This is a genomic window from Streptomyces sp. NPDC029526 (assembly GCF_040637405.1).
In the GTDB taxonomy this organism is placed as follows: domain Bacteria; phylum Actinomycetota; class Actinomycetes; order Streptomycetales; family Streptomycetaceae; genus Streptomyces.
In genome coordinates, this window is sequence record NZ_JBEZWE010000010.1 from 218,796 (window position 1) to 231,325 (window position 12,530).

The following is a 12,530-nucleotide window of genomic DNA, read 5'->3' on the forward strand; positions in this document are numbered from 1 at the left end:
GAGGGCGCCCCTCACCCCGGGCACCGCAGCCTGCGCAGGCGCGTCGGAGGGAGGGGCCGGGTCGCCCAGCTCGCCGTGAACGTGCGGTTCGCCAGGGAGCAGGTCAGGCGCAGGCGGTGGGGTGTCTCCAGGAACAGCACGTCCGCCGTCAGGGTCCCGGGCCCGGTCCAGCCGCCGCTGACGGCGGTCGGGACGGGCTCCTCGGTGACCGTCCACGCCGTGTCCGGGAGCCGCAGCGACAGCGGTTCGCCACGGTCGGTGAGGGTGAGCGTCCAGCCGCCGTCCGCGGCGGCGGTGACCTGCGCGCCGGTCAGGGTGGGCTGGTCGGCGCAGGTGCCGCCCGCCGGGGCGAACACGGCGCCCGCCCAGTCCGCGGCCCGCTCCGGCGGCACCGGGCGGCCCGGGGCCGGTGGGAGGGAGAGCCTGGCGAGCCGGTCGCGCAGCGCCGCGTCCTCGGCGTCCCGGCCGGTGAGCGGTGCCGGGTGGAGGGCGGGCAGCAGGTGCCGCCAGACCAGGTCCAGGTAGTCCTGCATGCGTTCGGTCGCCGACGTCGCGGCGATCACGGCCCCGTGCTCGGGCAGCACGAGGCAGAACTGGCCGTAGGCGCCGTCCCCGCGGTATCCGTGCCGGGAGATCCAGAAGTGGTGGCCGTATCCCTGGTCCCAGTCCGGGTGGTCCTCGCCCAGGGCGCCGGCCGTCGCGATGTGCGGGCGCGAGGCGCGGGCGGCCCAGCCCTCGGGCAGCAGCCGCCGGCCTTTGTGGACGCCGTCGGCGAAATACAGGGCGCCCAGCCGGGCGACGGCGTCGGTGGGGGCGTACAGGCCGCTGAAGCCGATCTCGCGGCCGGTTCGGTCGCGGACCCACCCGGTCGGGCCGATGCCCAGCGGGTCCAGCAGCCGGGGCCGCAGGTAGTCGGTGAGCGACTGCCCGGTCACGCGCTGGACGACGGCGCCCAGGGTGTAGGTGTTGGGCTGGTTGTACGCGAAGAGGGTGCCCGGGTCGCGGTCGGGCGGGATCAGCAGGAAGCCGCGCACGGGCTCGGCGGGGTCGCGGCGGTACGCCGCGTCCACGGTGTCGCGGTCGTGTCCGCTGGCCATCGAGGCGAGGTGCCTCACCCGCATCGCGCGGCTGCGGGGATCGGTGACGTCCGCCGCGAACTCCGGGAAGTGGGAGATCACCGGCGCGTCGAAGTCGATCAGGCCCTCCGCCTCGGCGAGGGCCGCGGCGGTCACGGTGAAGGACTTGCTGAGCGAGTACAGCAGGTGGGGGCGTGCGGGGGTGTACGGGGCCCACCAGCCGGCGGCGACCACCCTGCCGTGCCGCAGGATCATGAGGCTGTGCGGTTCGATGTCCCCGGCGGCCTCCAGGGCGTCGAGGAGGGCGTGCACCCCGGCGGCGTCGACGCCCTGGGCGGCGGGTGCGGAGGCGGGCGGCGGATCGGCACTGGTAGGGCTCATGCGGTGATCCTGCCCGGCCGGGGGCGGGTGATCCACCGTTTCCGGCCGGCGCGGGCGGGGACCCGGACATCATGGTGCAGATCGGATACACGATGATGACCGAGCAGGCCGGGCCGCGGGAGCTGGTCGACCATGTGGTGCGGGCCGAGGAGGCGGGCTTCGACTTCTCGGTGACCTCGGACCACTACTTTCCGTGGCTGCGGGCCCAGGGCCACTCGCCGTACGCCTGGAGCGTGCTGGGCGCCGCCGCCCAGGCCACCTCGCGCATCCCGCTGATGACGTACGTGACGTGTCCGACGTTCCGCTACCACCCCGCGGTGGTGGCGCAGAAGGCGGCGACCCTGCAACTGCTGTCCGAGGGCCGGTTCCGGCTGGGTCTCGGCTCGGGCGAGAACCTCAACGAGCACGTCGTGGGCGGCGGCTGGCCCCCCGTCGACGTGCGGCACGAGATGTTCGAGGAGGCGGTGGAGATCATCCGCGCGCTCCTCGACGGCGGTCACGTCAACCGTCGCGGCACCCACTTCGACGTGGAGTCCGCCCGGCTGTGGGACCTGCCGGACCAGCCGCCGCCGATCGGCATCGCGGTCTCCGGGGAGCGCTCCTGCGCCCTCGCGGGGCGGCTCGCCGACCTGGTGATCGCGACCGAGCCGGAGGCCGGGCTGCTCGACGCCTTCGACCGGCACGGCGGTGCGGGCAAGCCGAGGGTGGGACAGCTGCCGGTGTGCCACGACCCCGACCGGGACGCGGCGGTGCGGCGGGCGCACGCCGAGTTCCGGTGGTTCGCCGGCGGGTGGAAGGTCAACTCCGAACTCCCCCACCCGGACTCCTTCGAGGCCGCCACGCAGTTCGTGCGGCCGGACGACGTGGCCGCCTCGATCCCGTGCGGCGACGACCCGGACGACTTCGTCGAGGCGGTCCGCCCCTACGCGGAGGCCGGCTTCACCGAGATCGCGCTGGTGCAGATCGGCGGCGACTCCCAGCCGGCCTATCTGGACTGGGCGGAGAAGACGCTGCTCCCGGCGCTGCGGGACGCCTTCGGCTGAGGCACGAGGCGGGACGGCTGGACGGCAGGGCGGGGCTGGACGGCTGGGCGGCGGGGCCTGACCCGCGGGGCGCGGGGCGCAGGGCGTGCGGCCGGAGCGGCCCGAGCGGCCTGGACGGGCCGTGAGCGATGATGAGCGCACATAGACGGACATAGGCGGGCCGCGGAAGGATTCACTCGGACGACGGAGCATTCCGCCGGGATGCGGGGTACTAGAGGGCTCTACGTCGCTACGCGTCCCGGAGGCCCTTTCGTGAACTCGTTCGTGCACAAGACCCTGGTGGTGGAACTCCAGGCGGGTGATTCGGAGCGCTTCCCCGTGCTCGCCCACCTCAGTTACGAGCCCGCCGACCCGTTCGCCGTCACCGCGGTCTTCAGTCACGACGGCCGGGTCCTGGCGCGCTGGCAGCTCGACCGCGAGATGGTCGCGGACGGCCTGCGGGGGCCGGTCGGTGTCGGGGACGTCCGCCTGTCCCCGGAGGTGCGCGGCACGGGCCGGGAGCTGCGGATGGAGTTCCTGGGCGAGCCCCGCCCCGACGGGGGCCGGCACCACGCGGTGGTGTTCGCCTGGGCGGAGACGGTCGGGGAGTTCCTCGACGAGACGCGGCGCCTGGTCCCGCCGGGCCACGAGGACGCCGGCATCGACGACTTCCTGGCGGACCTCCTCGCCGAGCGCTGACCCTCCGCGCCCCGGGTCGCGGTCGGCGCGGTCGGCGCGGTCGGCACGGTCGGCACGGTCGGCACGGTCGGCGCCAGGGGTGCGTACCGGACTTCGGCGGGTGCTGCGGCGGCACCGGGCGTTCGCGGGGGGGGGCGGCCGCTCGGCGGGGTCGGCGGCTCGGCGGGACCGGTCGCTCCGCGGGACCGGTCGCTCAGCGGGTCGAGTTCCGGTGCCGGGCGTACAGCGGCAGTCCGAACCAACAGAGCAGATACCAGAAGACCACCCCGGCGACCAGATACGGGACGAAGCCGTCGTCGGTCGCCACCCGCAGGATGAGCAGCAGGGACGCGCAGGTGGTGGCGAGCAGCAGCAACAGCCCGAGCAGGGTCACCCGCGAGGCCAGCCGCACCGCCTGTGCCTTGATCCGCCGTCCGGAGACGAGGCGGTGCAGCGTGACCGGGGCGATGAGCGCGCCGGTGGCGCACGCGCCCAGGACGACGGTGACGAGGTAGATCGTCTGATCGGCGTCGGACAGGTCGCCGTACTTCGGCGTGAAGACCACGGTCAGCAGGAACCCGAAGAGGATCTGCACGCCCATCTGCGCGACGCGGACCTCCTGGATCAGCTCCTGCCACATCCGGTCCGCTCTCTCGTCCTCGGTCTCGTTGCGCCCTCTGCGCACCGGACCGGACTGCTCCGCACGCACCGGCCCGCTCTTCTCCGCGCGCACCGGCCGGCCCTGCTCCGCGTCGGTCACGCCGCCTCCCGGGTACTCGGGCCCGCCTGCCTCTCCTCCCACCGGGTTCCCCGCCCCGGGTGCTTTCCCCGCTCGACGCGCCACCGGTTTGGCCGGCGGGCGCCCGGTTACACGGACCGCTACGACACCGAGGCCGGGAGGTTGTGAAGGACATGGCGGACACCCAGCTCACCGTCACGCTGAGCGGCGGGGGCATCGACGACGCGCGGGCGGTCGTCCGGGCCCTGGAGGGAACCTTCGGCGCGTCGGACGGGCTCCCCTCCGACGAGCACGCGACCGTGCGGACCGCGACCTTCGGCGCCGAGGGCCCGGCGGACACCGGAGCGTCGGCCGCGGACGCCGCCCCGCTGACGGCGCCGGTGGCCGTGACGGTGCAGGGCACCCCGGACGCGGTGCGCCGGGCGGGCGACGCCCTCGGGGCGGCGTTCACGGTCCGCGACGACGGGACGGCGGCCGGCGACCAGGAGCAGGAGAGGCAGCTGCTCCTGGAGCCGTGAGCACCCGGTCGCCGACAGGACGGTGCGCGTCCCGGTCGCCGACAGGACCGTGTACGTCCCGCCCTGCCGGCGGGGCGTACGCGTGTGCGCTTCCTCGGCGGGTCGTGCGCGTACCGGTCTCCCGCCGAGGGCGCGTTGCCCCGACCTCACGCGGGCCTTGGTCCCGCCCCCTGGCACCGGGGCCCCGGTCGGCGGAGCCCTCGGCGGGCCGGCACGTGCGTCCTACCAGCGGGACTCCACATGGTCCCGGATCCGCCGGGCGTAGAGGTCGTCGATCGCCGCGAGGGTCTCCTGCGACAACTCCGGCAGGCGCGCGGCGGCCGCGTTGGCCCGGGCCTGCTCGGGCGTGCGGGCGCCGGGGATCACGGTGGTCACGCCCGGCAGGCCGGCGATCCAACGCAACGCCAGCTGGGCCGGGGTGTACCCCTCGGGGGTGAGCGCGGCGAACTCGGCGGCGGCCTCGACACCGGTGGCGTAGTCGACGCCGGAGAAGGTCTCGCCCTGGTCGAAGGACTCGCCGTGCCGGTTGAACGTCCGGTGGTCGTTGTCGGGGAAGACGGTGTCCGCGGTGTACTTCCCGGACAGCAGGCCGGAGGCCAGGGGGACGCGGGCGATGATGCCGACGCCGGCCTCCCGGGCCGCCGGCAGCACCTCGCGCAGCGGCTTCATCCGGAACGGGTTGAGGATGATCTGCACGCTCGCCACGTGCGGCCGGGCGATCGCCGCCAGGGCCTCCGCGCAGGTCTCCACGCTGACGCCGTAGGCGGCGACGCGCTCCTCCGCCACCAGGGTGTCCAGGGCGTCGAAGACCTCGTCGCGGGAGTAGACCGCGGTCGGCGGGCAGTGCAGCTGCACGAGGTCGAGCCGGTCGACGCCGAGGTTGCGGCGGGAGCGGTCCGTCCAGGCGCGGAAGTTGTCCAGCACGTAGTGCTCGGGGATCTGTTCCACCCGCCGGCCCATCTTGGTGGCGATCATCACGTGCAGGTCGGGACGGCCACTGACGAAGGACGCGATGGTCTGCTCGCTGCGGCCGTCCCCGTACACGTCGGCGGTGTCGAAGAAGGTCACGCCCGCCTCGGCGGCGGCCTCCAGCACCGCGAGGGCCTGCTTGTCGTCCACGTCGCCCCAGTCGGCGCCGAGTTGCCAGGTGCCCAGTCCGATCACCGAGGCGTGCTGACCGGACCGTTCGAATGTGCGCTCGTCCATGGGCGACAGTCTGTCATCCGTCCCGGTCGGCCAGGCTCTGTGCCCGGCGCGCGAGCCGGGGGCCCGCCCAGCGCTTGAGGCGCCGCAGCGTGTCCAGCCGCCCGGCCGCCCGGTCGAGCCGGTAGTAGAGCTGCGGCGGGACGTACGGCAGCAGCGGCGAGTGGCGCTGGCCGAGCAGGGCGAACATCTGCTCCGGGGGGAGGCGGATGTAGCGCTGCAGGTCCGCGTACCACCGGGCGCTGTGCCGGGCGGCACTCTGCGCGGGCAGCAGGGCGGCCCGGCGTTCGCGTTCGTAGTGCGCGAGGGCGGCGGGCACCTCGGGACGGTCGCGCAGGGCCCCGGCGAGGGCGACGGCGTCCTCGAGGGCGAGGCTGGTGCCGGCGCCGACGGAGTAGTGGGTGGTGTGGGCGGCGTCGCCGAGGAGGACCAGGTTGCCGCGGTGCCAGGTGCGGTTGGTCACGGTGCGGAACGTCTCCCACCGGGCGGCACCGCCCGGGCCGGGCCGGCCGGTGAGCCGGTGGCCGTCGAGGACGTCGGCGAAGAGCTCCTCCAGCAGGGCGAGCCCGTCGGCCTCCCCGGCGCGGTCGAGCCCGAGTCCGGCGAGGGTGCCGGGAGCGCACTCGATCACGCAGGTGCTGCTCTGCGGGGAGTAGGGGTATCCGTAGCACCAGATCCAGCCGTGGGCGGTCTCGACGAAGGAGTGGGTGAAGGCGTCGAAGACCTTGGTGGTGCCGAGCCACAGGTAGGGGTGCGGCCCGGCGGTGACGCGGGTGCCGAAGTGGTCGGCGTGGCGGGTGCGCAGGGCGCTGTGCACGCCGTCGGCGGCCACCACCAGGTCCGCCTCGGGCAGCCGGTCGGCGGCGACGTCGCTGTCGAAGACGAGGCGCACGCCGAGGGAGCGGGCGCGGTCGGCGAGCAGCTCGAGCAGCCGGTGGCGTCCGATGCCGTACCCGCGGTCGCCGCGGTGACGGGTGGTCAGGTCCCGCTCGTGGTCCCGGACGCGGGCGACGCCCTCCTGCCAGTGCACGGAATGGGTCTCCAGAGCGCCGGCCGAGCCGGGGTCGTGGGCCCGGAGGCGGTCCAGCAGGGTCTGCCAGTAGGTCACTCCCCACCCGTAGGTGGAGCCCTCGGGGTCGCGTTCGTGGACGGTGACGTCATGGGCGGGGTCCTGGAGTTTCAGCAGGACCGAGAGATACAGACCGGCGGGTCCACCGCCGACGCAGACGACCTTCACGCGCACCTCTGTGGGGACTTTCCGGGGAACTCCGGGGAACGCCGGGGGCCTCCGGGCCTGCCGGACATCCGGACATGACGGACAGGAGTCGGATGCTGACGCAGCGTAGCAGGCAGGCGACGGTGATCCTCGGGCTCGCGGATCGCGCCATTCTCCGGACGTGACGGACACCACGGGATCGCCGCCGCGACGCCAGGGTTCGGGGCGAAGAGGGCCCGCCGCGCAAGGAATTACCCCTTCCGCTCCACTCGGCGCCCCGGCGAAGCAAGATCATCTTGGTTCAACCCTGTACCTCCTGCGGTGAATTGCCCGGATCGCAGCCAACCGGCCCCGGGGGATTTCTCCGCAATCCGACGCGCCCGGTAGGTATGCGGGGTCCGTACGCACACGCCCCGTCCAGGAGGTCCCATGCCCGCACTCAGCCGTCGCCGTGCGCTCACCGCAGCCGCGGCCCTCACCGCCACCGCGGGCGGCGCCGCGGCGCTCGCCCCCGCCGCCCGGGCCGACGCCCGCGACCACGGGCACGGCCACGGCCGTCACGATGCCGCGCCCGACCACTTCGACGAGGTCTACCGGGGGCGCCGCATACAGGGTCGGCCGGCCTCCGCCGGCGGTCATCACCACCACGGCGGTCCCGCGGTCGCCGTGTTCGTCGACGGCGTGGAGCTGCACGTGATGCAGAACGCCGACGGCAGCTGGATCAGCGTGGTCAGCCACTACGACCCCGTGCCCACCCCCCGGGCCGCCGCCCGCGCCGCGGTGGACGAACTGCAGGGCTCCCCCCTGCTGCCCTTCCCCACGGCCCCCGCCCCGGCCTCCCCCGCCGAGCCCGCCGAGCCCAGCAAGCCCGCCAACTGAACCGTGCCGTCCGTACGTTGGGAGCACCACCGCACATGACCGTCCGCAAGAACCAGGCGTCGCTGACCGCCGGGGAGAAGCGCCGCTTCGTCGCCGCCCTGCTGGAACTGAAGCGTTCCGGCCGCTACGACGCCTTCGTCACCACGCACAACGGCTTCATCGTCGCCGACACCGACCACGGCCCCCGCACGGGGCACCGGTCCCCGTCGTTCCTGCCCTGGCACCGGAGATTCCTGCTGGAGTTCGAGCGGGCCCTGCAGTCGGTGGACGCCTCGGTGGCGCTGCCCTACTGGGACTGGAGCACCGACTCCTCGGTGCGCTCCTCCCTGTGGGCACCCGACTTCCTCGGCGGCACCGGGCGCAGCCGGGACGGCCGCGTGATGGACGGCCCGTTCGCCGCGTCCACCGGCAACTGGCCCATCACGGTGCGGGTGGACGAGCGCACCTATCTGCGGCGGGCACTCGGCGCGGGCGGCCGGCATCTGCCGACCCGGGCGGACGTCGAATCCGTGCTCTCCCTGTCCACCTACGACATGCCGCCCTGGAACAGCGGCTCGGACGGCTTCCGCAACCACCTGGAGGGCTGGCGGGGGGTCAACCTGCACAACAGGGTGCACGTGTGGGTCGGGGGGCAGATGGCCACCGGCGTCTCCCCCAACGACCCGGTGTTCTGGCTGCACCACGCCTACATCGACAAGCTGTGGACCGAGTGGCAGCGCCGGCACCCCGGCTCCGGCTACCTCCCGGCCTCCGGGACGCCGGACGTCGTGGACCTCGAGGAGACGATGGGGCCGTGGCACGACACGAGTCCGGCTGACCTCCTGGACCACACCCCGCACTACACCTACGACGCCTGACCGGCGCCGTCGGCCGTCCGGCACTCCGGGTGGCCCCAGCCGCTGTCGTTCTTGGCGATGGGCTCGCCCGCCGCGTAGGAACGGCCGCACCGGCACCGCCCGGGGAACTTCGCCTTCAGGGTGCGCGGGGAGGAGCCGCCACGCGGGCGGGCCGCCGCGGGCTTGCCGGACCGCCGCTTCCCGGCACCGGCGGGCGGGGCGTCGGGGGCGGGCGGCGGCTCGGGCGAGCCCAGCTCGCTGCCCGCGTCCTCCTGCACCGTGGCCGCCTGGCTGGCGGCTCGGTCCGCGAAGTCGTTGAGCCGGTCCCCGTCCACCTGGTGGGCGGGGACGTAGCGGAACTCGACGGACCGCTCGCGCAGGAGCTCGTCGATGCGCACGACGAGTTCCTGGTTGGCGACCGGCTTGCCGGCCGCGGTGCGCCAGCCGTTGCGCTTCCAGCCGGGGAGCCAGGTGGTGACGGCCTTCATGGCGTACTGCGAGTCCATCCGGACCTCGAGCGGCACGGCGGGGTCCGTCGCGGCCAGCAGCCGTTCCAGCGCGGTGAGTTCGGCGACGTTGTTGGTGGCCCGGCCGAGCGCGCCGGCCTGCCAGCGCACCGGGGTCTCCGTGTCGTCCGCGATCACCCAGGCCCAGCCGGCCGGTCCGGGGTTCCCCTTCGACGCGCCGTCGCACGCGGCCACCACTCGCTCACCCATGGCCCCGATCATGCCACGGGCGGCGGACCCGTCCGCACGGGCCGTTCCCGGCCGCCGGCGATGGCTCAGTCCACGCCCGTGGTGTCCGGCACGTCGCCCTCGGTGGTGGTGAGATCGATCACGGAGAAGGTGGCGCCCTGCGGGTCGCTGATCGTGGCCAGCCGGCCGAACGGCGTGCTCTGCGGCCCGAACCGCAGGATGCCGCCCAGCTCGGCGGCCCGGGCCACGGCCGCGTCGCAGTCGGCCACGGCGAAGTACACGTTGATGTACGGCGGCACCTCGGGCGGGAAGTCCTCCGTCATCCGCATCCGGCCCAGCACGCTCTGTTCGCCCAGGTCGTAGACCCGGAAGTCCATCTCGTCCGCCATCTCCTTCTGCCGGTAGGAGAAGACGGCGGGGAAGAAGGCGTCGGCCGCGTCCGGATCACGGGTGAACACCTCCGCCCAGCAGAAGGCGCCGGGCACACCCATCGCCTGGAAGCCCTCGTGCGTACCGGCCTGCCAGACGCCGAACACCACCCCGCTGGGGTCCCGGGCCAGGCACATGGTGCCGAAGTCACCGACCGGCATGGGGTTCATCAGCAACTCGCCGCCGTGCTCCCGGATCCGCGCGGCGGTGGCGGCGGCGTCCTCGGCCGCCAGGTACAGGCACCACTGGGAGGTGCCCTCCTGCCCGGGCATGGGCGGCACGACGGCGGCCACCGCCTTCCCGTCCGCGTACGCCTGCGTGTAGTTGCCGTACTCGGACGCCGTGTCGCCGAAGGTCCAGCCGAGTACCGCTCCGTAGAAGCTCTTGGCCCCCTCGATGTCGCTGAACATCGCGTCGGCCCAGCAGGGGGCTCCCTCGGGTTGTACGGCCATGACGGCGACCCTCTCTCGAACGGGCGGGCGGTCTGTCGGTTCCGGTACTCCACGCTAGCGACGGCCGCAGCGGTGCGCTCGGTGAAGCGCGGGGGTGTCGCGGGCGGCCGGGGTACGGGTCCGGAGGGGGCCTTCGGCGGGGCGGTCCCTCCCCGGGGGCGCACCCTCGCCGGACGGTCCCACGCACGGGCGGGCAACCGGGGGCGGGGGCCCTGGTCCCGAGGTGCGGGTACCGGGGACGGCGTCTGCGGCGGCGGACGGGGACGGCGTGCCGGGACGTCGGACTCCCGTCCGTGGACGTCGAGTTGTCACCGGAAGGTCTTCCGCCACCGCCCTCGCTGTGCTTGCCTGAGGGCCGTTTCCGCGGGCCGTGGGGGGAGGCCGCCCTGTGCGCAAGCTGTTGACGGTGGGTGGGGTGCTGTGTGCCGTGCTGCTCGGCGCGTGCGGGGACCCCGCGTCGGAACCGGCGGCCGGTCCCCCGCCGTCCGCGGCTCCCGAGGCGTCGGCGACCACCCACCAGCGGCCCGCCGCTCCCGCGTCCCCCGGCACCGCCGCCCCCGGCACCGCGCCGGCCACGGCCGGGTCCGCGCCCTCGCGGCGGCCCACGGTGCTGTACCTCGGCGACTCGCTCGCGATGGAGAACCAGAAGGTGCTCGGCCGCGAACTGCGCTCCGGTCTGCGCGCCCGCTACACCAGCGCGCCGTACTCCGGCACGACCCTGTGCGACTACCTGGAAGGCACCCCCGGCCGCTCCCTGGTGCCCGCCGCCGACAAGGCGGCGGCCCTGGTGCGGTCGGTGCGGCCGGACTACGTGGTGCTGCAGTTCTGGGGCAACGCCTGGGACTACACGCCCTGCATGAAGGGCGTCTCCCACGCGACCGCCGAGGAGACGTACTTCCGGCGGTACGCGGCCGACGCCCGGCGGCTCACCGAGCAGATCCACGCCGCGGGCGGGGCCGACCGGCCGCGCATCGTGTGGGTGCTCCAGGGACCGGACCCCATGACACCCGACCGGGTCCGCCGGGTGAACGCGCTCTACCGGGAGCGGGCCGCCGCCTCCGGTGACCTGGTCGCCGACGCGGGCCGGGCGGTCAGCCCCGAGGGCGGGCGGTACACCTGGTCGCAGTACCTGCCGTGCACCGCCCACGAACGCGCCCGCGACGGGTACTGCACCCAGCCCGGACGTGACCGGACCGCCCTGCACCGGAACGACGACCACCTGCACTTCTGCCTGGCGCCCACCACGTCGAAGCCCAAGCCGTGTCCGGTGCCCTCGCCCGGGATCCTGCGCATCGCCCGGGAGATCACGCGGGCGGTCGGTGAACACGTCCGCGCCTCCGGCTGACCGGTGCACCGCGGCGGTGGCCGCCGGGCGCCGGGCGTCGGGCGTCGGGCACCGGGCACTGGGCTTCGGGCACAGGGCGTCAGGCCGGGAGGACGGGAGGCCGCGGGAGGACGGCGGCACGACGCACGAGGCGCTGGGCACGGGACGCCCGGCGGCGGGCCGCGCGCCGGGTTCCGGGAGACGGACGGCGGCGGGCGGCGCGCCCCGGGGGGTACCCGGGGACGGGCGGCGGGCGGCGCCGCCCGCCGGGCCGCGCCCGTCCCCCCGGCGGAATGCCCGCTGCGCCGCACCCGTCCCTCCGGTGGAACCGGAGGGACGGCCGCCCGTCCCGGTTCCGGGTGCGCGGTCAGGGGCGGGCCCTGAGCGTCCTCGGCGCGCTCGTCACCCCGCGCGGAGGCGGTCCCGGCCCGCTGCCCCGTCCGTTCTGGCGCTCACGCGCCCGCGTACGCCTTCTCCAGGGCCGCGAGGTCCAGCTTGTGCATGCCGAGCATCGCCTTCATGGCGCGGTCCGCGCGGGCCGGGTCCGGGTCGGCGATCATCTCGTCCAGGCGGACGGGGGACACCTGCCAGGACACGCCGAACCGGTCCTTCAGCCAGCCGCACGGGCCGTGGCTGCCGCCGCCCTCGACGAGTTTGTCCCAGTAGTGGTCGATCTCCGCCTGGTCCTCGCAGCCGATCTGGAAGGAGATCGCCTCCGAGAAGGTGAACTCCGGACCGCCGTTGAGCGCGACGAACCTCTGGCCGTTGGCGGTGAACTCCACGGTGAGGACGCTTCCGTCGGGGCCCGGGCCCGCCTCGGTGTAGCGGGTGATCCGGCCGAGGTGGGAGTTCTTGAAGACGGAGACGTAGAAGTGCGCGGCCTCCTCGGCGCGCCCGTCGAACCACAGGCAGGTGGTGAATCCGTCGGTGGTCATGAGTACCTCCAGGAGTGGAACGTGTCGGAAGGAGTGACCGGGCCCGGATCCGAACGAAAGGGCCACTGCTAGTGTGGGGGGCTGTGTCTCATGCCCTCTCAGCACGGGACACCGATCGGAAAATCACCCGGCACGGATTCGTGCGGC

At 74.4% G+C, this 12,530-nt stretch carries 13 protein-coding genes; 6 read left to right on the forward strand and 7 right to left on the reverse strand.

Annotated features, from left to right (window positions below; translation table 11 throughout):
- Window positions 1-11 precede the first annotated feature (11 nt).
- Entirely contained in the window at window positions 12-1,457 is a 1,446-nt protein-coding gene (locus tag AB0F01_RS21785) for a serine hydrolase domain-containing protein (protein WP_362098159.1), read from the reverse strand.
- Between the two features lie 71 nt (window positions 1,458-1,528).
- On the opposite strand from AB0F01_RS21785, the gene AB0F01_RS21790 reads away from it, so the two are divergent.
- The gene (locus AB0F01_RS21790; protein WP_362098162.1) at window positions 1,529-2,500 is read left to right on the forward strand and encodes an LLM class F420-dependent oxidoreductase; all 972 of its coding nucleotides are present in this window, start codon (window positions 1,529-1,531) and stop codon (window positions 2,498-2,500) included.
- 252 nt (window positions 2,501-2,752) lie between these two features.
- Window positions 2,753-3,178, forward strand: coding sequence for an SsgA family sporulation/cell division regulator (locus AB0F01_RS21795; RefSeq protein ID WP_362098165.1), 426 nt, complete (start codon window positions 2,753-2,755; stop codon window positions 3,176-3,178).
- A 193-nt stretch (window positions 3,179-3,371) separates the two neighbouring features.
- Here AB0F01_RS21795 and AB0F01_RS21800 read toward each other — a convergent pair whose 3' ends face one another.
- Window positions 3,372-3,797, reverse strand: a complete 426-nt coding sequence (locus AB0F01_RS21800) for a DUF6328 family protein (protein WP_362098218.1) — start codon at window positions 3,795-3,797, stop codon at window positions 3,372-3,374.
- Window positions 3,798-4,069: 272 nt separating this feature from the next.
- Between AB0F01_RS21800 and AB0F01_RS21805 the strand changes: the two genes are divergently transcribed.
- Window positions 4,070-4,414 carry a hypothetical protein gene (locus AB0F01_RS21805; protein WP_362098168.1) on the forward strand — a complete coding sequence of 115 codons (345 nt, stop codon included), beginning with the start codon at window positions 4,070-4,072 and terminating at the stop codon, window positions 4,412-4,414.
- 222 nt (window positions 4,415-4,636) lie between these two features.
- Here AB0F01_RS21805 and AB0F01_RS21810 read toward each other — a convergent pair whose 3' ends face one another.
- Together AB0F01_RS21810 and AB0F01_RS21815 are read right to left on the reverse strand one after the other, a co-directional pair.
- Window positions 4,637-5,620 carry an aldo/keto reductase gene (locus AB0F01_RS21810; RefSeq protein WP_362098170.1) on the reverse strand — a complete coding sequence of 328 codons (984 nt, stop codon included), beginning with the start codon at window positions 5,618-5,620 and terminating at the stop codon, window positions 4,637-4,639.
- Between the two features lie 13 nt (window positions 5,621-5,633).
- Window positions 5,634-6,860 (reverse strand): FAD-dependent monooxygenase, encoded by a 1,227-nt coding sequence (locus AB0F01_RS21815; protein WP_362098173.1) that lies wholly within the window; start codon window positions 6,858-6,860, stop codon window positions 5,634-5,636.
- Window positions 6,861-7,262: 402 nt separating this feature from the next.
- Here AB0F01_RS21815 and AB0F01_RS21820 point away from each other — a divergent pair, with 402 nt between their 5' ends.
- Window positions 7,263-7,712 carry a tyrosinase cofactor gene (locus AB0F01_RS21820; RefSeq protein WP_362098175.1) on the forward strand — a complete coding sequence of 150 codons (450 nt, stop codon included), beginning with the start codon at window positions 7,263-7,265 and terminating at the stop codon, window positions 7,710-7,712.
- A gap of 35 nt (window positions 7,713-7,747) precedes the next feature.
- Window positions 7,748-8,569, forward strand: coding sequence for a tyrosinase family protein (locus AB0F01_RS21825; RefSeq protein WP_362098177.1), 822 nt, complete (start codon window positions 7,748-7,750; stop codon window positions 8,567-8,569).
- Here AB0F01_RS21825 and AB0F01_RS21830 read toward each other — a convergent pair.
- Entirely contained in the window at window positions 8,557-9,276 is a 720-nt protein-coding gene (locus tag AB0F01_RS21830; protein WP_362098180.1) for a ribonuclease H, read from the reverse strand. The two genes, AB0F01_RS21825 and AB0F01_RS21830, sit on opposite strands and share 13 nt — an antisense overlap.
- Window positions 9,277-9,329: 53 nt before the next feature.
- A complete protein-coding gene (locus tag AB0F01_RS21835) occupies window positions 9,330-10,124 on the reverse strand; it encodes a VOC family protein (RefSeq protein WP_362098182.1) in 795 nt (264 codons plus the stop codon).
- A 388-nt stretch (window positions 10,125-10,512) separates the two neighbouring features.
- Between AB0F01_RS21835 and AB0F01_RS21840 the strand changes: the two genes are divergently transcribed.
- Window positions 10,513-11,469, forward strand: a complete 957-nt coding sequence (locus AB0F01_RS21840; RefSeq protein ID WP_362098184.1) for an SGNH/GDSL hydrolase family protein — start codon at window positions 10,513-10,515, stop codon at window positions 11,467-11,469.
- 431 nt (window positions 11,470-11,900) lie between these two features.
- Here AB0F01_RS21840 and AB0F01_RS21845 read toward each other — a convergent pair whose 3' ends face one another.
- Entirely contained in the window at window positions 11,901-12,383 is a 483-nt protein-coding gene (locus AB0F01_RS21845) for a VOC family protein (RefSeq protein WP_362098187.1), read from the reverse strand.
- Between the last annotated feature and the right edge of the window lie 147 nt (window positions 12,384-12,530).